At 61.2% G+C, this 24907-nt stretch carries 20 protein-coding genes and 5 pseudogenes; 8 read left to right on the plus strand and 17 right to left on the minus strand.

The window, feature by feature from the left end; genetic code table 11:
- Positions 1-59 precede the first annotated feature (59 nt).
- Positions 60-530 carry a hypothetical protein gene (locus IG65_RS37965; protein WP_156055777.1) on the plus strand — a complete coding sequence of 157 codons (471 nt, stop codon included), beginning with the start codon at positions 60-62 and terminating at the stop codon, positions 528-530.
- Positions 531-1017: 487 nt separating this feature from the next.
- On the opposite strand, the gene IG65_RS0126940 is transcribed toward IG65_RS37965, so the two are convergent.
- Together IG65_RS0126940 and IG65_RS0126945 are read right to left on the minus strand one after the other, a co-directional pair.
- The gene (locus tag IG65_RS0126940; RefSeq protein ID WP_030517756.1) at positions 1018-2199 is read right to left on the minus strand and encodes an FAD-dependent monooxygenase; all 1182 of its coding nucleotides are present in this window, start codon (positions 2197-2199) and stop codon (positions 1018-1020) included.
- Positions 2196-2789, minus strand: a complete 594-nt coding sequence (locus IG65_RS0126945) for a TetR/AcrR family transcriptional regulator (protein WP_030517757.1) — start codon at positions 2787-2789, stop codon at positions 2196-2198. The genes IG65_RS0126940 and IG65_RS0126945 overlap by 4 nt, the downstream gene beginning before the upstream one ends.
- Before the next feature lie 689 nt (positions 2790-3478).
- On the opposite strand from IG65_RS0126945, the gene IG65_RS37970 reads away from it, so the two are divergent.
- On the plus strand, positions 3479-3922 hold the full coding sequence (locus IG65_RS37970; protein ID WP_156055778.1) for a hypothetical protein: 444 nt from the start codon (positions 3479-3481) through the stop codon (positions 3920-3922).
- Positions 3919-5016: a hypothetical protein gene (locus IG65_RS37975; protein ID WP_156055779.1), complete on the plus strand. Its 1098-nt coding sequence runs from the start codon at positions 3919-3921 to the stop codon at positions 5014-5016. The genes IG65_RS37970 and IG65_RS37975 overlap by 4 nt, the downstream gene beginning before the upstream one ends.
- Before the next feature lie 93 nt (positions 5017-5109).
- Here the strand turns inward: IG65_RS37975 and IG65_RS39315 are convergent.
- The 5 genes and pseudogenes from IG65_RS39315 to IG65_RS0126970 all read right to left on the minus strand — a co-directional run.
- Positions 5110-5333, minus strand: a pseudogene (locus IG65_RS39315) (IS481 family transposase); the annotation flags it as partial.
- Between the two features lie 743 nt (positions 5334-6076).
- Positions 6077-6775, minus strand: a complete 699-nt coding sequence (locus IG65_RS0126955) for a hypothetical protein (protein WP_156055780.1) — start codon at positions 6773-6775, stop codon at positions 6077-6079.
- Between the two features lie 434 nt (positions 6776-7209).
- On the minus strand, positions 7210-8697 hold the full coding sequence (locus tag IG65_RS0126960) for an aldehyde dehydrogenase (RefSeq protein ID WP_030517760.1): 1488 nt from the start codon (positions 8695-8697) through the stop codon (positions 7210-7212).
- A 25-nt stretch (positions 8698-8722) separates the two neighbouring features.
- Positions 8723-10045, minus strand: a complete 1323-nt coding sequence (locus IG65_RS0126965) for an MFS transporter (protein ID WP_063833779.1) — start codon at positions 10043-10045, stop codon at positions 8723-8725.
- 11 nt (positions 10046-10056) lie between these two features.
- Positions 10057-11478, minus strand: coding sequence for an FAD-binding protein (locus tag IG65_RS0126970; protein ID WP_051756939.1), 1422 nt, complete (start codon positions 11476-11478; stop codon positions 10057-10059).
- Positions 11479-11626: 148 nt separating this feature from the next.
- On the opposite strand from IG65_RS0126970, the gene IG65_RS0126975 reads away from it, so the two are divergent.
- From IG65_RS0126975 to IG65_RS0126990, 4 genes are all read left to right on the plus strand, one after another.
- A complete protein-coding gene (locus IG65_RS0126975) occupies positions 11627-12403 on the plus strand; it encodes an IclR family transcriptional regulator (protein ID WP_030517763.1) in 777 nt (258 codons plus the stop codon).
- 20 nt (positions 12404-12423) lie between these two features.
- Entirely contained in the window at positions 12424-13605 is a 1182-nt protein-coding gene (locus IG65_RS0126980; RefSeq protein ID WP_231509444.1) for a CaiB/BaiF CoA-transferase family protein, read from the plus strand.
- Positions 13602-14444 (plus strand): citryl-CoA lyase, encoded by an 843-nt coding sequence (locus tag IG65_RS37140; RefSeq protein ID WP_081879785.1) that lies wholly within the window; start codon positions 13602-13604, stop codon positions 14442-14444. The genes IG65_RS0126980 and IG65_RS37140 overlap by 4 nt, the downstream gene beginning before the upstream one ends.
- Before the next feature lie 592 nt (positions 14445-15036).
- Positions 15037-15570 (plus strand): cupin domain-containing protein, encoded by a 534-nt coding sequence (locus IG65_RS0126990; RefSeq protein ID WP_081879786.1) that lies wholly within the window; start codon positions 15037-15039, stop codon positions 15568-15570.
- Positions 15571-15773: 203 nt separating this feature from the next.
- Here the strand turns inward: IG65_RS0126990 and IG65_RS39320 are convergent, their stop codons facing one another.
- The 4 genes and pseudogenes from IG65_RS39320 to IG65_RS37150 all read right to left on the minus strand — a co-directional run bounded on the left by IG65_RS39320 (position 15774) and on the right by IG65_RS37150 (position 17479).
- A complete protein-coding gene (locus IG65_RS39320) occupies positions 15774-15971 on the minus strand; it encodes a hypothetical protein (protein ID WP_231509462.1) in 198 nt (65 codons plus the stop codon).
- A gap of 17 nt (positions 15972-15988) precedes the next feature.
- A pseudogene (locus tag IG65_RS39875) lies at positions 15989-16189 on the minus strand (hypothetical protein); the annotation flags it as partial.
- A complete protein-coding gene (locus tag IG65_RS36120) occupies positions 16107-16352 on the minus strand; it encodes a hypothetical protein (protein ID WP_197039940.1) in 246 nt (81 codons plus the stop codon). The pseudogene IG65_RS39875 and the gene IG65_RS36120, both read right to left, overlap by 83 nt.
- Positions 16353-16414: 62 nt before the next feature.
- Positions 16415-17479: an AraC family transcriptional regulator gene (locus IG65_RS37150; protein ID WP_081879787.1), complete on the minus strand. Its 1065-nt coding sequence runs from the start codon at positions 17477-17479 to the stop codon at positions 16415-16417.
- Positions 17480-19283: 1804 nt separating this feature from the next.
- On the opposite strand from IG65_RS37150, the gene IG65_RS36125 reads away from it, so the two are divergent.
- A complete protein-coding gene (locus tag IG65_RS36125) occupies positions 19284-19778 on the plus strand; it encodes a MarR family transcriptional regulator (protein ID WP_051756942.1) in 495 nt (164 codons plus the stop codon).
- 590 nt (positions 19779-20368) lie between these two features.
- Here IG65_RS36125 and IG65_RS39880 read toward each other — a convergent pair.
- From IG65_RS39880 to IG65_RS39330, 6 genes and pseudogenes are all read right to left on the minus strand, one after another.
- A complete protein-coding gene (locus tag IG65_RS39880; protein ID WP_197039931.1) occupies positions 20369-20581 on the minus strand; it encodes an integrase core domain-containing protein in 213 nt (70 codons plus the stop codon).
- The gene (locus IG65_RS37170; RefSeq protein WP_231509446.1) at positions 20572-20817 is read right to left on the minus strand and encodes a hypothetical protein; all 246 of its coding nucleotides are present in this window, start codon (positions 20815-20817) and stop codon (positions 20572-20574) included. Before IG65_RS37170 ends, IG65_RS39880 begins: the two co-directional genes overlap by 10 nt.
- A 32-nt stretch (positions 20818-20849) precedes the next feature.
- Positions 20850-20990: pseudogene (locus IG65_RS39885) on the minus strand (IS3 family transposase); the annotation flags it as partial.
- A 239-nt stretch (positions 20991-21229) separates the two neighbouring features.
- Positions 21230-21709, minus strand: a pseudogene (locus IG65_RS0127005) (IS3 family transposase); the annotation flags it as partial.
- A 107-nt stretch (positions 21710-21816) separates the two neighbouring features.
- The gene (gene ltrA / locus IG65_RS0127015; RefSeq protein WP_081879802.1) at positions 21817-23211 is read right to left on the minus strand and encodes a group II intron reverse transcriptase/maturase; all 1395 of its coding nucleotides are present in this window, start codon (positions 23209-23211) and stop codon (positions 21817-21819) included.
- Positions 23212-23860: 649 nt separating this feature from the next.
- Positions 23861-24552: pseudogene (locus IG65_RS39330) on the minus strand (transposase); the annotation flags it as partial.
- Between the last annotated feature and the right edge of the window lie 355 nt (positions 24553-24907).

The raw sequence follows: 24907 nt of genomic DNA on the forward strand, positions 1-24907 counted from the left end.
CCACCACGCTGCGACAGAGGTGAGTCCGGCCCGCCACTAGTTGGCAGTGCGGTCCCTACATGGAGCGAGGACTCCTGCGCACCCGGAACCGGACGCTGGTCCAAAGGACGCGGTGCGTAAGCAGCAGTTTCAATCCGATCAGCGCCAGCATGATCTTGCCTTTCGAAGCCATCAGCGGCTCCCGTGACTTGCTGAGCAATCCCACGCAAGCTTTCACCCATCGCTCGCAAGCTTGTCAGCAGCTGATGCACCTGCGGTGTGAAATCTTTGCCAAACGCTTTGCCGAGATCATCGTCGCCCCAGCATCCCTGTGCACGCGCCATGTCATCCCGCAGCGCGCCATAGGTCTTGCCCACCCGGTCACCGAGCTCCGCGAGGCGCACACTATCCCGTCGCAGGCCATCGGGATCCAACTGCAGCTCGTCACCCACGGCACGCCCCCTGATCAGATACGGCCATCCTCATCTCAGCAGCGGTCACACGCCCGGCTTCGGCGGTCATCTTCGAGCGGCGGTTCAGCCCCGACATGAGGTTCATAATAGATGGAATCAATATAGTATCGTCACCAACGGGGGTTCGAGCGCTTGTAAGCACACCAATGAGTTCGAACCCCCAGCACTGCGGCAATGCCGGGCTTGGAGCCCCCGAGAGGCAGCAGATCCATGCGAGCGCCACATCAGTGGCGAGCCTCTCTCTTGCTCGCCGCGCCGGGTAGGGTGGTGTCGCAGGCCTAACTACTGTCGAACTGTCGCGAGCGCCCCCTCGGAAGAGCGCCGCCCATGTCGGCGGTTGCACCTCCGACAGCGCAGGCCACCAGATGCTCACCGAGCAAGCAGACCGCCAGGCACACTTGGCCGCGCGAACGCGAGCCGGGCGCGTCGCGGTTCGAGCTACTTGGCAGTGGGCATCCTTGCCGGGCGTTCCGACGCCGGCCCAGCCCGTTCTTCGCGCCACCCGTCCAGACGATCGAGGTCGTCCGTGTGCTGATCGCACATGGCAGTGTCGGCCGTGCTGTGTTTACGGTGAAGCCTGAGCGAGCGGAGGCAGAATGCTGGCGGTGTTTCCGAACCCCAGCCGTAGCAGTGGTGCGAAGCTGTCGTGCAGCATGAGTCGTGTAATCAGGCGTTGCGTGGCCACCCCGACGCGACTGGGAGGAACCAGACTGCGCGCAAACGCACGCGCCCGATTCTGACGGGCAGTGACAACAGGGCGCAGTCGTGATTCGTACGCGGCGAAGGCGGCGTCCGGGTCATTGTGATGGTCGCGTAGAGCGCACGCGAGTAGATACCCGCCGGCCATCGCCAGCGAAGTTCCCTGCGCCGACGCCAAAGTCATCGCGCCGCAAGCGTCACCGATTAGGACCGTCCGGCCATTTCGCCAGGTTGGCATACGAATCTGGGTAAGATTGTCCATGAAGAAGCCCTCCGCGGGGGCGGCATCGAGGAGCTGTTCCGTTACCCATCCGGCACCGGCGTATGCCGTACGCAACCCGTGAGCTCGCTCGGCCCGTGGGGGGATGGTGGCATTTCGGCTCGAGTAGAGGAAGACCGCCACCGATTCGCCGGGGACATCAGTGGCGTAGACGACGGTCTGCCGGCCCGACTCGGTGTAGTGAGCACGCACTCGTTCGAAGTCAGGGACATCGGACACGGGATAGCACGCCACCTTATAACCGATGTTGCGGGCATATTGGGCGTTTGGCCCGAAGAGCAGAACCCGAGTCGACGAATTGACACCGTCGGCCCCTACCAATATGTCAAACTGCTCGCATTGGCCGTCGCTGAAAGTGACGTCGACCGCTGATGAACTCTGTCGCACGTCGGCAATTGAGTGGCGGTAACGGATCTCTACCGAGCCCGACACGGCCTCAGCGAGAGCTTCCTCGAGGGTGGTGTGCATTAATGCCAGATATGGACCTCTCAAAACCTTCTCCACCAGAGGACGTTTCAGGCGCGCAGTAACCTTCCCGGAGCGGTCGACGTAGACCAGGTCCTCGGCTCGCAACTGGCGTGCAGCGAGGGAATCCAACAGGCCCATACGATCAGCGATGTCGTAGCCGGTGCCCGAGAAATCTATACCGTAGCCGCCCAGCGGCCCGAACCCCGCACGCTCCACGACAACCGGGGTGTGTCCGTGTCGATGCAGCCAATATGCGCAGGTTAAACCGGCGATGCCACCCCCGGAGACCAGGACTTTCACTGCTCTCCTCCGATCAGCTGGGCCAGAACCGTTAGGGCCTTCTCGGCGGGCAGCTCGTTGTCGAGCGAATAGTGCAATATCAGCCCATCCGACAATGCCGCGATCAGCGCCGCGGCGCCCGCCCGCTCTTGGCGTGTCCAGTTCGGGTACAGGTCGCCCATTCGCTCGGCAAGCTTGCCACGCGCCACGCGGACGCTGTCGCGGAGAACCTCCCCGAGCACGGGATCCCGGCCCATTCCGGCTATCAACTCGACGGCAAGTCGCAGCGTCCGGACGTTGGCCGTAGTTGCTGGCAGAAGTCTGCCCAGGGCCTCTGACGCAGAAGCCGGACCCTGTGCATTAAGCAGTGCCTCTACTACTGGATTGGTCACCTCTGCACCGGCCCGACGCGCGATCGCCGCCTGTAAGCCGGTCAATCCTCCGAAGTAGTAGTGGATCAGGCCCGCGTTTGCGTTCGCGCGTTCGGCCACTGCTCGAGTGGTAACCGCAGACCACCCGCCTTCCGCAAGTAGCGCGACTCCCGCCTCCTCGAGCTGTTCACAGCGCTGCTGACCACGGGACAAAGTTAGTCGATCGCCTAAGTTAGTCATGTGGCTAATGTAGCTCGCGCAGCGAGGGCGAGCAAGAGCCGAATCACCGAGAATGCCGAGAAGCCTTACGTAGACGGGATTTCAAGCTGACAGAACCGCGCCGACCGATAGCCCAGATCGCAGCGTTAGCGGTCAAGCTGGCTCGCAACCAGCGCCACCACGAGGAATCCGACATTGCCCGATCGCCTGGAGTAACCACGCAAAACGGGCGTAGTAGCAGTGGCGAAGCGACGAATCCGCAAGCTCGACAGGAACGTTACGATCCTCAAACACGCCGGCGAGCCACTCGGAGCAGTGCCTCGAACCAATGACGGTCGCCCATGTAGCCACGATGACCACCGAGGACTGCCACTGGAGCAGTCGTGGCCGCTTGCGTCGACACCCTCTTGACAGCAGACAATATCTGGCAGATATTTTATTGCACAGATACTCGGGGTTCGGCTGGTTTCGACTGGACTTCTCCAGTTCACGCCCTCGTCACCGTTTTCTGTCTCCAAGATCCGGCCAACAAGAGGAGCGGACATGTGTCCAAGAAGCAGGGAATCCTCGGCGAGCTTGTTCGGCGTCTCGGAGGCCGATTCGCGTGCAGCCGAATATCGGCCGATGGGCGCCCTCACCCCACATCGCGACTCGCGATTGACTCTGTCTAGGCAAGGCGACGCCTCCTACTCACAGGAACGGACCCGCGCGTGAGCTTGGCAACGACCACGGGCGGAGCGCCTCGTGACGGCAATGCACCCGTGCTATTTCACGATCCAGATGCTTTTCCGATCTTTGTCGCGGACGTCGCGCGCGCCTGTCACGAAATGACGGCGGCCGCGGCGTCCAATCCCGCGACTGCACAATCTGATGTGGACGAGTTCGGTTCCGTAGCGGCAGCTGTAGAAACGTTCAATCAGGCATGGGCTGTCGAACTGGTCTCCGCTCAGGCGGCACTCAAGGAGATGGTGCATCTTCTCCCCAAGACGAGCACTGCCTACCATGAGACGGACCAAGACACAAAAGCCGCCATCTCTGCGTCTGGATCGGAAGTGAGCGATCCGACTCCCGCCCTTGGGCAAACGACCTCCAACCCGTTCCACATCGACACACCTCCCACCACCCTCCCTCGCGAACAGGGAGGTAACGAATGATCACCAACGCAGCAGTGAAAGCAGCCGAGAACGCTCGGAATGATCCGGACACGGCAGCCTCGATCCTTCAATGGGTGCTGGACGAGCTCGACCGGATATCGACGGTATATTACGTTAGGCAGCATCTGCTGTCATTGATAGACATCGCGTTGCGAATCCCAATTCCCCCAGGTAATCCTCGCACCATCAGCGAGCGAGCCACGACGTACGAACAGGCCGTAGGCAACACAAATCGAGCTTTGGCAGACCTCGAGTGTGCACGTTCGTCCACATTGCCAGCTTCGTGGCATGGCGAGGCCGCCGAAACCGCCAGCCAAGCTCTGAAATGCTTATCTACGCAGGGTGACGCCATCGCGACCGGACTCCGAACGGGCCACGACGCACTCAATACGTGGGCATCCAAGCTCGGAGAGGCTCAGAAGCGCTACACACAGGGGCGTGAGCAACTGAGCCGCGCTCAACACTCAACGGAAACATTGCCGCCCTCCGCACAAGGCAGCGCGCTGGAGGCGTCAACTCTGGATCGTGTCCTTGCGGAGGCAAAATCGGGATGTATGGACACGCTCAGCGCTGTTCGAGGGATTTCCGAGGCCACGACTGAAACGATCAGCACGTTGAGGAAATCTGCCACGACAGCTCGCATGCGCAGTATCGCCGGAGCAGGGGTTGATCCACTTATCGCGGTGACGCTCGCGTACGCCCATGACAGCCCCGACGATCCTGACAAGCTGACCACGGCCGCGTTGACTCGAGCCGCACGATATCGCTCCAGGATGTCGTCGACCGATCGCGCCGCATTCGACAAGCTCGTGGCCGATGCCCGGTCACCCGAAGAGGCTGCCAATCTTTGGAAAATGCTGGGCGGAGTACCGGACCATAACGACCAATCCCGCAAGGTGACTGACCCACAACACCTCGACGCGCCTCCCCTCGCTCACGAAACACCCTGGTCAAACGTGAGCGGCTTGCGTCTACAAAAGGCCAACCCGTTCCACGTCGAGACACCTCCCCCCGTCACCCGTCTGCAAAAGGCCAACCCACTCCCCACCGGCACACTTCCCCCCCTCACCCCCGAACAGGGAGGGAACGAATGATCACCAACGTGGCAGTGAAAACATCCCTCCCTACCGGTCGATCCAGGCTCCCAGCCCCAGGATGTCCTTTTTGCCGTTCACGGACACCTTGATCGGGCGATGGTAGTTATGGTGCGCATTCCAGACGCCGACGGCGTTCGAGCGTTGCTGCTCGGGGGTCCGGGTTCGGGCGTAAACGAACTCCTCGGCCAGGATTCGGTTGTACCACTCCACTTTCCCATTCCGTTGTGCCAGGGCGTGAAGGGCTTGGTGCGCTTGTGCTTCGATCCGAGCAGAGATCGGGTGAACGCGTCTGCGCGGTAGCACTGATCGGCATCGACGACTACGGTCAGAGGCCCTGGACAGGCAAGATCGGCCATCAGCGCAGTCGACGGTTCGTCATTCGTTTCCCATTTGGCCGATTAGTCGGACCTTGCGGGGGTTAAGCCAACCGGCGACTGCATTCCAGTCGGATTTGGTCAACCGTGCACGATAGTAATTCACTGAAGGAGCGCAGCTCTTGTGACGGCCCAAACGACAGTCTCGCTTTTCTTTCATCAGGCGTCCGCAGCGCGGGCAAAATGTGTTGATCACGATATTCTCCTGAGAACAGATCTGGGGGGGCGATCGCCAATGAGTGGACTATCGCCGTGCTGAGGATGCGGTTCGGAGCGCCAAGGCGGATCTGGTACCGTCCATAACCGAGCACACGGTAGGAGTGGCATGGCGGGGGTGATATCCGCATCGATCGTGACTGCCGCAGTGGACGCTACCGCTGCGGCGAACATGGCAGCAGCATCCCGGCTGGCGTGATAATCGAGTTCGATCGCCGGGTTGAAGAACCGGACCCGGATATGGCACTCATTGTTATTCGGGTTCGGGCTTGGATTTTCGGAAAGAAAGTCGGCCATTTCTGGCACCTGATCACGGATCGACAAGTGAATTAATACCAGGTAGCTCGCTCCCGGCCCTGACTGGCAATAGCGATCACTACGCGGAGCGGGTGGCCTCGCCGGCTATGCGGGGAGGTCGATGTCGGCGCCACGCACCTCGAGGTGGCGCCGACACCCTTTTTGCCTGATTACTTGGCCGGGGGCGGCTGGTTGATCGTAGTAAAATACTGCACGGCGGCCATAATGGCCACGGGCGCGGTGACCAGTAGCTGGCCGGCAAGGGTGCCCAACGCGCCGACAGCCATAATTCCGCCGATACACCCAAGTGCCGCCGCGGGAATGAACGGACCGAAGAGGCCGACGATGGTTGCGGCAGCAACCGTGGCGCCCGCAATGCCGCCGAGCAGGCAGCCGACAGCTCCACCGCCGACACCACCAACGAGGGAACCGACGGTCGCGCCCATCAAGATGGTACTGCTGAGCCGGTTCCAGGCAGCTTGTTCGCGGTCGTACTGGGTTTTAAACGGTGCTTGATCTTCGAACGGCAGAGACACCGGCTTGTAGGTCGCATGCGCGAGGTCGAACCGAGGCGTCAGGGTCGCAGTGCGCTCGTGAATTTCGGCAGCAATCGGAAACTCGAAGTCGTCGACCCGGAACGACAAGGCCGTTCCGGCTAGAACTTTTCCGTCCGCCGACCTGATCTCGAGTACGCCGGCATTATCACCGATCGAACCCGCATCCGTGCTGATGATTACTGAATCCCGGTCTACGGCCGCGGTGTAGCCCACATTACCGGTAACGGGGCCCGGCACCGGCTCTGCAACTGCATATACGGGGATCGTCAGGGTGGTGGCGAGTGCGATTGAAATAGCAACTTTCTTCATCATTGAAGGTGACTTTCGTGCGTGTTTTCCAGGTGGAGTTCACCCATTATGGACATGATTCACCGCCCTCGATTCGAATCGAAAGAGTCGATTATAGAGGATCAGTTGATGCAGGATTCTTTCCAAAGTGGGCGATATCTATCGACATTTCCGCAGCAGGAGCTCTGCAGGAGTTTTATCTCCATGTCGATGTCCACTGTGACTAAGCAAGGTAGTGATCCGCTCACCGGCTGTGGACTGCCCTATTCACTGTTTAAATTCTTCCACTGTGCGATTGCGGTGGCCGCAGTTCGACCTCATTGTCGTTCCGACACTTCGTTGTATCGGATTCAGCGCTCGCGCCGCCATCCGAGCCGAGCGTACTGCTGCGGTCTGCGCCTTTGCCTCACCGCCCCCGCAGGTCCAGAACCCGCCTCAGTCGAGAGGGTTGAAGTCTGTCAGGCTCGAGGGTTGAACGGGTCCGCGATAACGTTTCCGGTGTCTATCCAAGCGGTTTTCACCTCCGTATACTCCTCAATAGCATGTGCACCATTTTCTCTGCCGATTCCACTTTCCTTGAATCCACCGAAGGGTGCGACATAGTCCGTTTTACGATAATTGTTTACCCATACCGTTCCGGCACGCAACCGTCGAATCAAACGATGCGCGCGCGCAATATCGCGAGTCCACACACCGGCGGCGAGGCCGAAAGTCGTGTCGTTCGCGATGGACACTGCCTCGTCCTCGTCAACGAACCGGATGACTACAGCAACCGGCCCGAACACTTCTTCACGCGCGATGCGCATGTCATTGGTAACGTCGCTGAATACAGTGGGCTGCACGAACAGGCCGCCGGCCAAGGCCGGGTCATCCGGCCGCGAACCTCCGGCAACCAGTTTGGCTCCTTCGCTTTTGGCAACGTCGATGTACGACATAACTTTGTCGTATTGAGCTCGACATGCAACTGTCCCCATCTCTGTTTCCGGGTCGAGCGGGTCGCCGATTCTGATCTGCTCCGTTCTTTTAGTCAAAGACTGCACGAACTCGTCGTGGATGTCAGCGTGCACGAGGACGCGGGAACCAGCCATGCAAGTTTGGCCGGTGGCGGCAAAGATGCCCGCGATAACACCGTTGACCGCGACAGCAAGATCCGCGTCGGGAAAGACGATATTCGGCGATTTACCGCCGAGTTCCAGTGAAACTCTCGCGAGCCGTTCTGCCGCGGTCACCGCGATCTTCTTCCCAACTGCCGTGGATCCCGTGAACGCGATCTTGTCGACATTTGGATGGGCGCTCAAGGTCGCGCCGACCACGCCGGCACCGGTAACGACGTTGACCACGCCGTCCGGAAATCCTGCTTCGTGGAACAAACGGGCCAGCACAAGCGTCGATACGGGAGTAATTTCCGACGGTTTGACTACGACAGTGTTACCCGCAGCCAACGCCGGGCACAGTTTCCATAACAGCAGTGCCAGTGGGCTGTTCCAAGGGGTAATGGCAGCAACAACGCCAATCGGCTCGCGCACCGTGAACGCTTGCATATTCGGCACACTGCAGGCCAGTGTCTCGCCCAACGGGCTCTCGGCAATACCGGCGAAGTAATAGCAATGATTGGCCAGAGCGGCGGTTTGGCCGCTTACCTCGCGGATGAGCTTTCCATTTTCGAGCACCTGGATCCGAGCCAGCTCCGCGGCGTTGGCTTTGATCAAGTCACCCAGTCGTCGAAGCAGGGTCGCCCGATACAGCGGAGTCGACGTCGACCACGGGCCGTCATCGAAGGCGCGTCGGGCGGCAGTCACCGCGGCGTCGACATCCTCGGACGTGGCAGCTGGGACGTATGCCCACGCCGTCAGGTCGAAAGGATTGACCGATGCGAATGTGGCCGAGTCGGAGGCGGCACGCCATTCGCCGTCGATGAGCATCGTGTAGCTCTCGGGTGCGGTCATCGGAATTGGTTCTCCTTTTCGTGGATCAGACGGCGGGAAGGTTCACGGCGGCTTCGAGGGCACCGACGGGGGCGGAGACTCGGGTGATCGCGGCAACCGAAACCAGGGAAATGACGGCCGACCCCAAGGTCATCAGCGCCAGGGGCCACCAACGTGATCCATCGCCGACAACAGCTTCGGCGATCAGTGGCGTCGGAGCGCTGAACAACACGGAAGCGAGCGCGTTGCTCATAGCGGTGCCGCTGTAGCGGACGCGGGTGTCGAACTGCTCTGCGATCACACTCGATATCACCGCGTAGACGGTGGCATGAGCACCGACCAGCATTATTGTGACGACAATTGCTGTCTCGACAAGCTGGCTGCCGTCGAGAAGCCAGAAGAATGGGTAGGCAGCCGCGCCGGTAAATACCGTGCCGAACAGCAGAACCACCCGGGCGCCGATTCGATCGCTCGCGGCAGCAATTGCCGGCAGGACGAGCAGATCCACTACTGCGGCTCCCATGACGATCAGTAGTGCTGTGTCCCGATTCATGCCGAGGCCGGTGGTGGCGTAGGTGAGGAAGTACACCGCGATGAGGTAGAACACCACGTTCACCGACGCCTGCATGCCCGTGCCGACGACCAGCCCTCGAAGACCACTCGTCAGGACTTCCCGCAGCGGCATACGTGAGGTTTTGCCCGCAATTTTGAGGGTGGAGAATTGCTCAGGTTCCGCGACACCCAGACGGATGAATAATCCGATGCCTACCAGGACGAAGCCCGTAAGAAATGGAATCCGCCAGCCCCACGCGTGTAGTTGATCGTCGGGAAGCGTAGCGACCGCGGCCATAACGCCGGTGGCCAGGATCAGACCTATTGGACTGCCCATCTGCGGTGCTGAGCCGTAGAATCTGCGCCTCTCGGTCGGTGCATGCTCAACCGACATCAGCACCGCACCTCCCCATTCCCCACCTACCGCGATTCCTTGCAGCATACGAAGCCCCACAAGCAGCAGAGGAGCACCAATGCCGATCGTGTGATACGTCGGCAGTACTCCGATCAGACCGGTAGCCGATCCCATAATTCCCAGGGTGGCGATCAAGGTTGCTTTGCGGCCGAGTCGGTCGCCAAGGTGCCCGAAAACCGCGGCGCCGATAGGGCGTGCGACGAAGGCCACTCCGAGCGTGGCGAAGGAGGCCAGTCGACCGCTGTGTGCGTCGAGGGACGGAAAGAACAGATTTCCGAAAACGAGGGCAGCGGCGAGGCCGTAGATAAAGAAGTCGAACCATTCGATGGTTGTTCCGACCAGACTCGCCAGGGCAGCGCGCCGGAGCATTCTGGTTGGGTCCGAGGGGGTGATCGTTTTCATCGTGCATTGCCTTAATGATCAGGACCGACTGGTGGGTTGGGCGGGTTGATTGGGTGAAGTGCACGGGTCGCCGCCTCTTCGCCTGCGATGCGCCCGAAGACCAGCGCCCGCAGTACAGAGGTGGCTCCCGGGTATTTGTGGTGGTAGATACCGGCTATCTCGCCGACTGCGTAGAGACCGGGTATATGCGCACCCGAACGGTCGATGACATGAGCCTGGTCATCTGTTTTCAGGCCTCCGAAGGTGAACGTGATGGCGCACCGCACGGGCCAGGCGACGTAGGGCGGTTCATCGATGGGGCGCGCCCAGTTCGATTTGGGCGGTTCGAGCCCCTCGGTTGCGATGCCATCCAGTTGGGTGACATCGAGAGGACCGGGTCGGGCCGCCGCGTTGTAGCGCGCAACAGTCGAGGTCAGCGCCCCGCCGTCGATGTCGAGGCGCGCGGCCAGTTCGGCGACCGAGTCGGCAGTTTCGGGTTCGCGGTCTGTCAGCACCGCACGCGCTATATCGTGGCGCATCAACTTTTGGTCGGCGATGACGTAGGCAAACTGATCGGCGTCATGCCAGATCCGGTAAGCCACCGACTCAAAGGTGTTGTCCGGAGTGTCGGTCGCCTCGTCCAGGAAGCGTTTGCCGCGATGGTCGACAAGGATCCCATAGGGGTAGACCATCACCAGCGACTCCGGCGCATGACTTCGCGCATCGACCGGCTCGCCGTGAAACCGTTCGAACTGACCATCGGTAGCTGCGCCGACCGCGATCGCCATGACGATCCCTTCGCCGCGATTGGACCGACCGCCTGGGGCGATCGGGGTGAGTTCGTCCCCACGCTCTCCCAGGTAGTGGTTCAACAGGTGGGGACTGCCTTCGAAGCCTCCGCAGGCCAGCACCACAGTCGAGGCTTCGTATCGGGTGCCACCCTCTACTACGACGCCGGTCACTGCGCCGGCCGTGTTCTGTACAAGCGTCTGTGCGGTGGCGTCGTAGTGGATTTCGCCGCCCAGCGATTCCAGCCGGGACGCCAGAGTTTCCACGATCGCTGCTCCCCCGCCGGCCGGCATCAGACGCGGGCCATTCGAGGTGAGGAAATAGGTGAGGTCCGCCTTAGTATTCACGCCATTGCGGACAAGCCACTCCATGGTTGGCTGCGCTTGCGCGGCCAATCGAGCGATGATAGCCGGGTCGGTCTTACCTTCACTGAGCACATGCATTCGCTCCGAGAAGTCTGACGCCGGTGAACCATCGGCCTTGAGCCGGAAGAAGGCACCGGTCCAGGCCGTGTTGCCGCCACGCTGACTCTTGGTCGTTCGTTCGAGAACGATGACACGCCCGCTCGGGAAAGACTCGAGGAACCGGGTGGCAGCGGCGAGGCCGCCTGCTCCACAGCCGACCACGATCAGATCGGCCTCGTGACGTCGGGCGCTACCGCTCACAGAACTCCCTTTCCGACTCCAGACGAACCATCAAACGGTTCATATGATCCGCTATGCGGTTCGGTGTGATCAGAGAAACATACCCACCGGTCGTTGTCAACCCACTATACGGTTTTCATAAACCACGCAGTGGTCTATAGTTGCAGCTATGGCTGACACTGGTACCGCGCCGTCGCGCGCTGATGGCGGCGTGCGGAGCATCGCACGCGCCGTTGAGGTATTGGAACTATTCGACGAGCACCATCCGACCAAGCAGCTCCGTGAGATCGTGACATCGACGGGGCTGCCCAAAACCACCGTTGTGCGCTTGTTGGCCACACTCGAATCACTGGGATTGATCACCAGCCGCAGCGACTCCACCTACGGTCCGGGCCCGAGTTTTCTGCGCTGGGTAATGCTTGCTGATTCCTTGTGGGAGGTCGGGGAAGAAACCAAGAAGCGCATGCAGCAGCTAGTGGACACCTCAGGCGAGACGGTCAACATATACATCCGCCAAGGACTCAACCGCGTGTCCATAGCGCAGGTCGAAGGCACTGCGACGGTGCGCAGCGTAGTGGGGGTCGGCGTGCCCTACCCCCTGTCCACCGGAGCCTCGGCAAAGATCCTCCTGGGCAGCGCACCCGAAAGTGTGTCGCGTGAAGTCGCCGCACGCCGCAAAGGCTTGAGCTTCGAGGAGCTGCAGCGGCAGGTCGAGACAATACGCCAGGCGGGCTACGCCGTCTCACACGGTGAACGCGAGTTCGGGGCCTCAGCGGTGGCAGCACCGATCTGCGGACCGGACGGACGGGTGATCGCAGCCGTATCGGTCGGCGGCCCGACCTCACGGTTCACCGCCGATCGTGTCGAGCGGTACATCGACGCCGTCACCGCGGCCGCGCGCGAGATCAGCGGCAACGGCCTTGGGCCGGTGGAGGTGTTCCTGTGACGGTAGATCTACTACAGGGAGTGCGAGTTCTGGACCTGACCAATGTGCTCGCCGGCCCGTTCGCCGGCTACCAGCTCGGGCTGATGGGCGCCGATGTCGTGAAGATCGAGACTCCGGGCACCGGTGATCTTGCCCGCCAGCTTGGCGCGGACGCGACGTTGTCCGCCGACGGGCTCGGAGTCTCGTTTCTCGCTCAGAACGCCGGCAAGAAATCAATTACCATCAATCTCAAAACAGTCGGGGGTGCCGACGTCTTCACCCAGTTGATCGCAGCGTCGGATGTTCTGGTGGAAAACTTCCGTCCAGGGGTCCTCGAACGACTCGGATTCAGCTGGGACCGACTTCGCGAAATCAACTCCCGATTGATCTACTGCGCCGTCTCCGGGTTCGGTGCCACTGGACCGATGCGTGCCAGGCCCGCATACGATCAAGTGATTCAGGGTTTGTCAGGGATCATGAGCGTCACCGGCACCAAGGAGACCGCGCCCCTGAGGGTCGGATATCCGGTATGCGACAGCTTCGGCGGACTCGCTGCCGCATTCGCAATTGCCGCAGCGCTTGTCCGTCAACGCCGGACAGGGCAGGGCGCCTACCTCGATACTTCTATGCTCGACGCGGCCGTGACCTCGATGGGCTGGGTCGTTTCCGATCACCTCATCGCAGGACGCGATCCCGAGCCGATGGCGAACGAGAACATTACTTCCGCTCCGTCGGGAACATTCGAAACTGCAGCAGGAGCGCTCAACATCGCGGCAAATAAGCAAGAACAGTACGAGACTCTGTGCCGGATGCTGGGGCGAGCGGAACTGATCGACGATCTCCGGTTCGTCCACCGAGACGACCGGAAACGCAACCGTGAGGAGCTGCGAGCGGAGCTGGAACGCTCGTTGAAAGAAAAGACCGCCGAGCAATGGGACCAGATACTCCTCGGCACGGGAGTGCCGGCCGCACCGGTGGAATCGGTCCCCCAAGTACTCGCCTCCCCGCAAATTGAACACCGTCAGCTCATTAGCTCGGTGCCATCACCCGCCGAGGACGGACGCGAGATACGGGTGCTGGGAGCGCCGACGCGCGTCGACGGCGCCGCGGTTCCGCCGCGCACTCGTCCCCCCAGACTGGGCGAACACACCGACGACATCCTGACCGAACTGGGTTACAGCAGCACCGATATCGCCCATCTACGCGAGGAAGGTGCAATATGAGTACAGCACGGCAAGAAGCTCTGCAAAACACCACCGTCGAGGATGTGGCCGACTGGTGGGCCACCGAAATATCGGATATCGAACCCGGAATCATCCGTTTGCGGGGCTATGCGATCGAGGATCTGATCGACCATGCCGGGTTTGTCGATGCGATCTGGATGATGGTACGCGGCGACCTCCCCAACCACGATCAAACAGAACTATTGGAAAAGGCGCTCGTCGCCGCCATAGATCACGGACCGCAAGCACCGTCGATCGCGGCCGCCCGCATGGCGGCTACCTGCGGGGTGGGGCTCCAGGGCGCGGTGTCCACCGGTGTCGGAATGTTGGGCGATGTGCACGGCGGAGCCGGCCAGCAGTGCATGCAGGTCCTGGCAACGATCAAAACCGCAGCAGCCGACAGCAACATAAGCACAGCAGTCGCAGCCTCACTGAGTGAATTCCGTCGTACAGGTCGGCATGTGCCAGGCTTCGGCCATCGCTTTCATCCCCGTGATCCTCGACGGGACCCCTTGCTTCGCGCTGTTGCCGATAAAGCTGAATCCGGTGTAGTGGAAGGTCTTTACCTCGCCATTGCTGAAGAACTCGAACGTCAACTCGCACAAGGACATTCCAATCCGATACCGTTGAATATCGATGGCGCGACTGCGGTCGTCTACTCCGAGTTGGGATTCCCCCCCGAGTTGGGCCGCGGCTTGTTCATCCTGTCCCGCTCGGTCGGCATTCTCGCGCACTCATGGGAGGAAGCGCAGTCCGGTCGTCGGATCAAGGGGCCGATCCCGAGGCCTTTACTCCCGTCCTATCGTGGGCACGCCGAGCGTGGGGTGTCGCGAACATGACGCCCGATACCTTCGATGCGATTCGCGCACTGCCGGATGACCGCGCGTAGTTCAGTCTTCTTGCAGCCGAGCAATGTGGTGCGGGCCTCTGCAGCGTCTTCCCCCTGTCACCCGCGTTCTCATGAAAACGTTCTACACGTAGAATTCCAAGATCGTCACAGCCGACTATGTCCGCGCACTGGCAATCCGCGATACTACGAAAACCATAGCGACACCCCCCGGGGGATTCATGCATCCAGAAACTGAAATCGCGTTCGAGACGCCATCGCGAAGCTGCTGCCCTGAGAGCTCCCATACCGTGCCAAGTGTCGGCCCATCCCACACGGACCAGGATTCCGCAGCCGCGTCACGGACATCTGGCGGCGGATGCCAATGGTGACGTAGTCAGCCGCCGTTGGTGCGGATTGGCCGCCTGGGGTTTGGGATGTGTCTGCGGGCGTTGCACGGTGGTGCAATTTTCCTGCGCCGCCCGACAACCAAGCGTTGCGCGCGGGCCATATGTTTGATGCTGTCGGTCGCGTGGGGTTGTGCGGCGGGCATTGCAAGTAGGACTGGCTAGCACGCACTGCACGGACCACTGTGAGGAGTCTTCATGCGCAGGATTGTATTGGGCCGCAACGAATCCGGCACCGGCGAGGTCATATCTGATGCCAATCTCGCCCCTGTCACCACCGCATTGCTACCTGGTGCCGAGGTCCATCGGATGTGGGAACTGGACGGCATACCGACCCTGCCGGTGACGTCCGTCCAACCTCCACCGCCGGGAGCGTTCTTTCCGGATGTCGGCGGGATCCGGTTCGGGTTCATCACCATCCTACCCGGACTTACATATGAGCCGACACCGGAGGTGTCGGCGGAGGAGGTCGAATCCGCGTTGGTCGAAACGGAGGCCAAGCTTCCCGGGATGTTAGCTACTTTCGACGATACGCGACCGGGGATGCATTCGACTCGCACGATCGATTTTGTGGTCGTCGTGTCCGGTGAGGGTCGGATGCGGACAGACGACGGGAACGACGTGGCCCTGTTTCCAGGTGACTGCGTAGTCCAGACCGGCACGCCGCACGGGTGGTTCAACGAGGGACAGGAACCATTCATCTTCTGCTACGTGATGTACGGAGCACAGTGAGCCCTTAACTTTGTCCCTGCCGATTGGCTGGATCAGCGGTTAGAACCGCTGCTTCAGCCAATATTGCAGGGCTCGCAATTCCTCTGAACTATGAAAGGCTCGGTCATATCTGTCATTTCGCTGTGAGGGGTAAGTTACGGCAATAACAATCGGACCATGGTTCAATTCTATTCCGTTGCGGTGCGCGCTGTTCTAGTGCCTCGTCAAGCAACCTTCGGTAGGTAATCCGGTCGCCGGATCTTGGAGTTGACGGCGAAGTCTCGTTTGAGTTGGGCGTGCTGGCTGCGCCAGCGGATGTAGGCGCCGATGGCGGCGTCCTGCTCGTCGGGCTGCGGTGATCGGTTCTGTTCAACTCGAAGTAGCGCATCGCCGCGAATTCGGACTCGATCCAGTTCAACCACGACGAATAGGTCGGCAAGAACACCAGTTCCACGTCATGAGCTGCGGCCCAGTCCCGAACCTCGGCCCGCTTGTGTGGGGAAAGTTGTCGGCGATGACGTAGAGCTTGTCGCCAGGCCAGCGGGCTCGCAGCGACTTCAACAATTCGATAGGCTCCACACCGAGAATGGCCAGCCGAGGTCTCGCGGGCAGCACCGGGCGATACAGGCGATGCGTTCACGCGTTGCCCGGTCCACCTTCTTCAGTCTGCCCGCGCTCCATTTTGGGTCCAGCGCCTCGCCTCGTTCGTTGAAGTCGTGGATCACTTGCCACGCATAGGGTTCGCTGACCTGCATCAACCGGCCGATCGCGGGGACCGGCTTGCGTTGCGCCGAGGCCATCACCGGTCACAGGCCCACGATCAACCCGACACCCGGTTACCGAGCCAACCTTCCTGGACAAGGCACTAGGTGCTGGCATTTCGATCGCCCCCTCCAGCCATGCTCGTCAAAGTCCGGCCAGTAAAACTGTTACGTAGCGATAGGTCGACAGTCGAGCCGCCTGACAGATCCGAACCCGCAACAAGACCGCCGTTACGCACATCACTAGGCGTCGCATTGAAACGAGATCGAAACACTTTACTGAAAGCGCTCAGCGAACTGAATCCGAGATCAACCGCAATGGTACTAATGCTGACGTGACGGTAGCGAGGGTCTAGAAGACGCGAACGGGCCATCTGCAGACGCTCTTCTCGTATGACATCCCGAGGGGTGGTGCCGGCGTGTTTAAATGCTAGTTGAATTTGCCGCACCGACCATCCGATGCCGCGCGCAACGTAAGATACAGACATATCCGGATGATTAGCATGACTACGTATAAACTGCCGTGCCGCGTTTTCGACCTCGACAAGGTGCCCTGGAGCCTGTGGCTGATCTCCCAGAATAAGCATGCAGAGCAGATCGACGAGCCGCTCCGAAACAGCGTCAAATTGACCACTGGTCAATGTCGACCTACCCGACTGCAACCCTGCGGCCATATCAGATACGACCCGCCCGAGCCCTGACGTCAAATCAAACGGCTGAGATGGCATCGAGAACTTGCTCAATCGATGCGTCACCTCACTCCGAGGAATCGTCATAACGAGACCGCCGGTCCCGTCGGTCATCGACATCTCAAGCGGCCGATCAAGGGTTACCAAACATCCCACCCCTGGACGAACTTGCCCGAATTGACCGTTTTGCTGAAGGTCAAATCTGCCGACCTCAGGCATCAGTAGGCGATAGTCGTCGTCGCAGCGGCGGCGAAGGAGCCCGCTGTCTCGGAAATAGGTGACAGCAGCAGACCGCCACCCGACGAGTTGATAAGTCGCTGTTCGTTGCAGAATCGCACTGCCCTGAAAGTCCCCCTCCGACGGAAACTTGTAGCCGAGCGGACCATGGTAGGAGTCCATCAGGTCGGCCCAATATTCCCTGCGCTCACGTGGCAACACGGAGTCCGTGGTAGCCGCTTCGTCTATTGTGATGCGGTTCATCGGCACCTGCGATACAGATCTTCGAGGTTCGGACGCGCACCCTCGCCCGGGCGCGACTGGTCCAGAATAGCCCGCGTCATGCGTCGATGGAAGCCATTTCCTGAAGAAACCCGCATGCGATGGTCAGAATGAGAGTCGGTTTTGCGCGCCGAGACCAACGGCTTGCGCCCGAAAGCCAAGTGAACCCTCAGGCCCGCACTAGAGTCGCAGCTGGATACTTGCTCGCAAACCTTTTCAATTGATCCGGGCTGATAGTCGACGACATCACAGACCACGCTTACCTTCCCAGCATCAACAGGAAAAACAATGCACACCTCTCCACTCCCTCATGAACCAGATGCCCATGTCCGATTTGTGAGCCCCGCAGGGGTTTTCGATTACATAGCATGCCGAACAGCAGTCCGAAATCTGCTACGAAAATGGCCGAATAGCCACTGTCCAGATGTATCAGCATTCGAAATACGCGACCAGCGAACCGAGTACCGACGACTTCCCTGCGAGCGCCTCTGGACACTTCCTTGACCGACTCGTAAACGAAGGCCAGCTACAAATCTGCACATTCATATCTCCGATACGCCCGCAGCGAGATATCGGGTCGACGGTCCTATTACTATTCCGATGATCATTCACGGGAGCGGAAATCTCAGCGAACTCATACGGTTGAACTATTTTGTCGGGTTCCGCTCCGCGGGCGAGTGCGAATTCACACAGCATCGCGACAACCGACCGCCAACGCTATGCAAACAGCGAAGAGATCGCAGGCGGCTACCGAAAAGTGGACACTACTCCTCCAGCGCGTTTACCAATCTTCACGTCCGTTCTGTCGCCTCTATCGCCGTTGCACGATTCGGCACGACGCCGAACCATCCAGGCAACACGAAATACCCTACGCATATGATATTGAAACCATATCAGATGCATGGAGTGTATGCGCCCACGGCCACGATTGCAACGAGCGGCGGTCGGCGCTCCGTCCGTCCGTAACCGGAGCCTCAGCTCGCGCAGCTCCATGCCTAGTCTCTCGCGCAGCTCCATCCCTAGTCTTCTGCACCAACCACACGCGGACTTTTTGCATGCACTGAGGAGTTACCACGTTCTGGAGAGCGAAGTGTGGCGGCGGCTCGGAGGTCCCCCGCATCGGAGTTGCCAGATGACTCATCCGCTCGCGTCAATCCCGATATCGGGTGGCCCCGCCGATATCCGGCGCCAGCGCGCCCGGCTCCGACCCAGAGGCGCAGCAGGGTTCCCACCCGGGACCGGGCAGACTCACATGGTGCGGTCCGGCAGGCGAGGCCCCCGGATCGAGATCGGCGGCTTCTGGAGCTTGATTACCCGCGTCTGCCCGAAGCGTTCGACTAATACATCGACGCTGCCCCAAGGCAGATCAGCCCCTACCTCGCTGTCCGACTCAAGGAGCGTGCATGATCGCTGGTTCACACCCTCACCCAAGCGGGTGGTTGCCCCTTCGCATGAACGCGCCACACCCCTCAGGTGCGGTGCACAATGCCTCTCACAACCAAACGCCCTGGTCTTTAGAAGCCCTCGGACAGCAGCAATTAGAGTCGCCGCCATGATCGGACTGCCACCATCCTTCGCTCAGACCGGATGGCATGTTTACACGAGGCTCTTCAGGAGGGAACCACAACGTCCCCCTCTTTTGTACGTTCGTCCTCGCAACCTAGATCGATGGCTTTCGCCGTACCCGAGCACCCATGCTGTCAAATAGACAAGGGTCCTCGGCCGCTGCGATTTCGCGGTCGCATGACATTGCACTGAACATTCATCACCCAATGGAGTCATAAAGATGATCACCGATCCGGATCGTGCCGCAGCACGAACCCACCGGCAACGAACGAATATCCTCAAAGCAACGCTCCGAGAGCTCAATACACAGATGGCGCTTCTCAACCGTCATTTCGGCAGGAAGGTCGATCTCAAAGATTCCGACTGGACTTGCTTGGACCTTTTGAACGGACAGGGCCCGATGTCTCCGACTGAACTCTCACGGCGCGCCGGGATCCATCCCTCCACGCTCACGCGCATTATCGACCGATTGGAGCGTGGAGGATGGGTCATCCGCGAACGTAGCCTCAATGTTACAGATCGGCGCGCCGTAACTATCCGGGCCAGTCGAGCACGGAACCAAGAGCTGTACAAAACCTTCGACGGTATGAGCAAGAGAATGGACGATCTATGCCAGCGCTATACGGAGGACGAGCTGGAATTTATAACCGTATTTATTCGTAGCATCGCAAACGCAGGGCTCGTATCGGTCGAAGAGTTAGTAATCGAATGCTGAGGCTACATGCCGGGGCAGGCCCCGCCGGTAACCCTCTTGCTAAGCCGACAATAGATGACGGGAACAAGCCGGGACCCATGTGCGGCGTGTCGACCGCGTTGCGTGATGCTTGGGGCCGGGCCCGGTTGCTGGAGCAGGAAAACGAGGTGCTGCGGCGGGCCGCGCGTGTCTGTCGCAAGCACAGTTGCCGGGGAATGACGATCTGTTCGCTCGTGAAAGTATGCCGCCGCCAACGGATTCCCGTGGCGGTTACGTTCCGGGGCATGCGGCTCGCTCGCCAGCCCTGCTGCCGATGCCTGGCCGAACCGGTCACCGCTGGCGAGATCGCGCGGGCGCATTGGGCAAACGCACCGTTCGACGCCCACCGTGACGACCTCAAGTTCGAGTACCGGTCCCTCCCCTACGAGGCCCCGCGAGGCCGGCGAATCGATGGCCGAGCGCACCGCGTGGCGGAGCTGCTCTCCCAACCGATGGTGGAGCGCGTTTTACACGCCCCGGCGCGGCAAGAACGACAAGCCGGTGACGACCTGCCACGACCGTGCAGCGAAACTTCACTGCGGATCACCCGAACCGGTTGTGAATCAACAATGTCACTGAACGTCCGGACAGATGCAAGCGAATTGCATATGTATGCAGGCAAGCACGTCTTCTCCAACCAGATCGTCGGCTATTGCATTGATTCGCGCTTCGAGCAGGCTCGTCCAGTGGTTGCGATTGAGGCACTCGGCTCGCAGCCTGCGGTTGAAGGATTCGATGAACCCGTTGTTCCAGGGCGTCCCGGGCGGAATGTAGACTATCCCCACACGATCAGCGCAAAACTGTTGCAACGCATGGGAAACATCTCCGGTCCGTTGTCCATGCGCAGCACCTTCGGCGGACCGCCGCGGGCGGTGAACACCGCCTCGAGTTCGGCCGGGTGTGCTCGTCGATCATCGACGCGATCTTCACCGCGCGGCCGTCGACGATGGAGTCGAACTGGAAGTCCAACGCCCACACCACCTTCGGCGCGTCCGCGTCGACCGCCGGTGCCGACGAACATCCGGCTCGCTTGCGCGGGGAATGTGCGCGTACCTGCAAGCCTTCCTCACGCCAGAGCCGCTGCACCTTCTTCTTGTTCACCTCGCTGCCCTCATCGAACCGCAACGCGGCACAGGCGCGGCGGAACCGATGGCCTTGGTGTTTTGTGGCGTAGGACCGCGGCCAGGCCCGCAATACGGCGTCGGGATCGGCCGGGGTCTGCGCGGCCGGCAGCCGCCGATAGGTCGAACGGTGAAGCCCAACGACCTACTACTTATTTCGTAACGGTTGGTTCGACGCCTCTGGACGCCTTACAGTCTCGTGGCTTGTGAGTTCTGAACACAGGCTGGCGCGGTGGGCGCCGGGTATTGGGGCTGCTGCACGATTGGGTGACAGTGTGACCTGCCCCACCAAATGGGTTCCAGTCGTGGTGGCTAACTGGCAGTGGTGATGGGTGTCTTCTCGGAGAGTAGTTCGTACTCGATCGGGGTGCGGTACCCGAGGGAGGAGTGGCGGCGTTGGCGGTTGTAGAAGATCTCGATGTAGTCGAAGATCGCGTTCGCGAGTTCGAGACGGGTCTTCCACTTCTTGCGGTCGAGTAGTTCGATCTGCATCGAGGACCAGAACGATTCGATCATCGCGTTGTCCAGACCATCGCCCACGGTGCCGAACGATGGCAGCAGTCCGGCCGATCGGATCTTGTCGCCGAAAACCCATGAGGTGAACTGGGTTCCGTGATCGGCGTGGACGATCCCGCCGGGTGCGGGACGGCGGTTTCGGATCGCCATGTCCAACGCGTTGACGACGAGGGTGGAGTCTTGGCGGGAGTCGATGGACCAGCCCACGATGCGGCGGCTGAAGGCATCCAGGACCGCGGCGCAGTAGACCTGGCCTTCTCTGGTGCGGTGGACGGTGTAGGGGTCGGACCGCAGCGCCCTGCCGGACTTTCATCCGATGGGTTTCTGCGGCCCGCCCTCCGAACCGGACGTGCGACTTTCACCGCATCCGGCTCTCCATGTGTTCATGCCGCTGGTGCGGGTGATCCGGCCTTGAGTGCGTTCGACCATGGTGTGGGAATCTTGTTGCCCCGGTATCGGTATCGCTCGATGACGACCGATACGGGCCGGAACATATCGATCCCTTCGGCGCTGAACTGCCAGCCAGGCAGGAAACGCCGCACCAGGGTGTGCATGTTCAGCCCGAGGTGTCTTTTGCGGAGCCAACCGATGATCCGCCAGACGGCGAAATGATCGACATAGCCGAAGGTCCGCGACGACACCCCATGCCGAAAATAGTTGCACCAGCCTCGCAGCACCGGGTTCAACCGGCGCAGCAAGTCCGCGAACGTTCGATGTTTCGCGCGGCGAGTCAGTGTCCGCACCTTGTCCACGATGGAGGCCAACGCCTTCTTCGACGGATAGGTATAGACAGCCTTCTTGCCGGTCCGGCTTCGCCAAGCTCGACGCCGGATGCGCCAGCCCAGGAAGTCGAACCCCTCGTCGATGTGGCAAACCCTCGTTTTCTCCACCGACAGACGCAAACCCATCGGAGCGAGCACCGTCGCGACCTCGTCCCAGAGCGCTTCGGCGTCATCGCGTTTCCCGGCGACCATGATCACGAAGTCGTCCGCGTAGCGGACGACTTTCATGACCGGTTCCCCGGCGCGGCGACGTTTGGCGCGTGTCCATGCCGGTCCGAGCGCAGCCCATTTCGCGGCGAAGTGCTCGTCCAGCACGGACAGGGCGATGTTGGCCAGCAGCGGTGAGAGGATTCCGCCCTGGGGCGTGCCGGTGATCGTTTCCCTGTTCAGGCCCTGTTCGGTCAGGATCCCGGCCCGCAGGAACGCCTTCACCCAACCCAGCACGCGCTTGTCTGCGACGCGTCGACGCACCCGCTCCATCAGGGCGGTGTGGTCGATTTCGTCGAAACATGCCGTGATATCGGCCTCGAACACCCACTCGTAGTTGCGGGGAGGTGAACCGAGGTAATGGATCTCGGCGATAGCGTCCTGGGCCCGGCGTTTCGGGCGGAAGCCGTAGGAACACGGCTGGAAATCCGCCTCGAAGATCGGCTCGAGCACCAGCTTCAACGCGGCCTGCACGACCCGGTCCGCGGTCGTCGGGATTCCCAGACGCCGCATCTTGCCCGACGCCTTGGGGATCGCCTTCTCACGCACCGATCGGGGAGCAAACCGATTGGCCTTCAATTCTTCCCGAAGACCTTTCAGCAGTTCCTCGGCGCCGAGGCCGACAGATCGCGGTGCGATCCCGTCGACCCCGGCGGTCCGTGCACCCTTGTTGCCACGCACCCGCGCCCATGCCACCAGCAGGAATGCTGGGTCATAGACGAGGTTGGCGAGATCATCGAAACGGCGACCCGGATCGGTCACCGCCCAACAGTGCAGCTTCTTCTGCATCCTGAGTACCCGAAACTCGGCCTCGGCCAACAGCTCCGGATCACTGGTATTCACCAGCGACCTCCCCACGATGCATCGCAGCTGCGAACACACTGGACCCCTTCGCCATGTGACCGGCTTTCCCGGCCTCGGACTACTACGGGTCCTCCGCCCCACCCCGGCGGCATCGGCCGGCGATGGGCGTTCCCGCCGAGCGGCTGGATGCCGTCCGGGTCAGGGACCGCCGAGGTGGTTCCCACGTTCACTCTCGAACCCTTCGACGGGGTCGGCGCCCAGCTATGCCCCTGCAGCCTCGCCACGGCTACGCCGCAGACTTTCACCATGGCCTCCCGACCGGAGACATCAACCGATCCAGGAGTTCCCCGCACGACATCGTCGCGTGGGTGCGCGCTGCTATCCAGCCCAGATCCGCCAGGTTCGAGCTGGTGGCTCTCTTGAGGGGCGTTCAGCCGCTGGTTCCTCACGTACGCCTTTCCGTCTTGCTTGCCGGACCCGGACCATCTGGCAGTGCTGGCCCGTCCCGTCGTTGTCAGGGCTGCTTCCCGCCCACCCCGTCATCCCACGGAGCGGACTGCCCTCAGCTTCAACCGACCGGCTGCGACCGATCGGTGGCGGTGTCCTTCCCCACCGCAGGGTTCGGGAGCGCATCGTGGCGCTCGATGTCGGTAACCCACAACTCGTTCGGTTTGCCACGATCGAATTTGCGGTTCACCAGGTCTCCTGCGGTCACCACACCGCGCAGGTTCTTGTTCCGGGCCGTGGCCGGCAGCCCGCGGATGCCGGCCCGGGTCATGAGAACCGAGACGGTGCGGGCGCAGACCTTGACGTCCATTGCCATCGTGAGTTCGGCGTGAATCCTGCGGTAGCCGTAGGTTCCTCGGGACGCGACGTGGACTTCGCGGATCAGCCCGGTCAACCATTGGCGCCGCAGCTGTGTCGGTGTGGTCGGGCGCCGTTTGGCCTTGTAGTAGTTCTGCCGGGCCACTCCCAGCACTCGGCAGCATCGGTCTACCGGTGCCCCGGCCGCGACGAGGCTGTCGATCACCGGGTAGAACCGCCTTTTGGGCCAGAGGTGTCCTCCCCGAGGAACTTTGCGGCGTGGCGGATGATCGCGAGCTCGGTTTCGAGTTCTCGTATCCGGCGGCGAGCAGCACGCAATTCTGCCGACTCCGCCGACGGTTTGCCTGGCCGCAGTCCATTGTCGATATCGTCCTGGCGCAACCATTTCGACAACGTGACCGGGTGGATGCCGAGCTCGACAGCGGTCTGCTTGGCGGGTTTGCCGGCCCGGACCAGAGCGATCGCTCGGGTCCGGAACTCGGTGGGATAAGCGCGTGGCACGCGGGACAGCCTTTCGGTCAGGCTGTCAGTTAGCAACCGGAGTTGGAACCCAACCAGTGGGGCAGGTCAGGTTGTCACCTCTCCATGCAGCAGCCCCTTCGTTGCGTGGTTCGGCCGCGGTGACTCCTGGCTGCTCCCGGGACCTTCGAGTCCTCCTGCAAGGCGGCGAGCGTCGCGGCCGGACCGATCAGCTTCGCTGGCCATCGACCGCTTTGGGTACTTCTCGGACGCAAAGTCCTTACCGAAGACCTGCGGTGGTGGACGGTGAATGCTGCCGCCCATGCAAGGATTCTTCAGCCTGGTGCAACGCAATTTGCTGAACGACGCCTTGGCCGGTTCGGTCGACCGAGAACGA

Source organism: Nocardia sp. NRRL WC-3656, assembly GCF_000720265.1.
Lineage (GTDB): Bacteria > Actinomycetota > Actinomycetes > Mycobacteriales > Mycobacteriaceae > Nocardia > Nocardia nova.

What these genes read in the sequence shown, in the direction of transcription:
- IG65_RS37965 (WP_156055777.1), top strand. Translation starts at nt 60, where the DNA reads ATGGAGCGAGGACTCCTGCGCACCCGGAACCGGACGCTGGTCCAAAGG.
- IG65_RS0126945 (WP_030517757.1), bottom strand. Translation starts at nt 2,789, where the DNA reads ATGACTAACTTAGGCGATCGACTAACTTTGTCCCGTGGTCAGCAGCGC.
- IG65_RS37975 (WP_156055779.1), top strand. Translation starts at nt 3,919, where the DNA reads ATGATCACCAACGCAGCAGTGAAAGCAGCCGAGAACGCTCGGAATGAT.
- IG65_RS0126955 (WP_156055780.1), bottom strand. Translation starts at nt 6,775, where the DNA reads ATGATGAAGAAAGTTGCTATTTCAATCGCACTCGCCACCACCCTGACG.
- IG65_RS0126960 (WP_030517760.1), bottom strand. Translation starts at nt 8,697, where the DNA reads ATGACCGCACCCGAGAGCTACACGATGCTCATCGACGGCGAATGGCGT.
- IG65_RS0126965 (WP_063833779.1), bottom strand. Translation starts at nt 10,045, where the DNA reads ATGAAAACGATCACCCCCTCGGACCCAACCAGAATGCTCCGGCGCGCT.
- IG65_RS0126975 (WP_030517763.1), top strand. Translation starts at nt 11,627, where the DNA reads ATGGCTGACACTGGTACCGCGCCGTCGCGCGCTGATGGCGGCGTGCGG.
- IG65_RS37140 (WP_081879785.1), top strand. Translation starts at nt 13,602, where the DNA reads ATGAGTACAGCACGGCAAGAAGCTCTGCAAAACACCACCGTCGAGGAT.
- IG65_RS0126990 (WP_081879786.1), top strand. Translation starts at nt 15,037, where the DNA reads ATGCGCAGGATTGTATTGGGCCGCAACGAATCCGGCACCGGCGAGGTC.
- IG65_RS37150 (WP_081879787.1), bottom strand. Translation starts at nt 17,479, where the DNA reads ATGAACCGCATCACAATAGACGAAGCGGCTACCACGGACTCCGTGTTG.
- IG65_RS36125 (WP_051756942.1), top strand. Translation starts at nt 19,284, where the DNA reads ATGATCACCGATCCGGATCGTGCCGCAGCACGAACCCACCGGCAACGA.
- IG65_RS37170 (WP_231509446.1), bottom strand. Translation starts at nt 20,817, where the DNA reads ATGTTCGTCGGCACCGGCGGTCGACGCGGACGCGCCGAAGGTGGTGTG.
- ltrA (WP_081879802.1), bottom strand. Translation starts at nt 23,211, where the DNA reads ATGCAGAAGAAGCTGCACTGTTGGGCGGTGACCGATCCGGGTCGCCGT.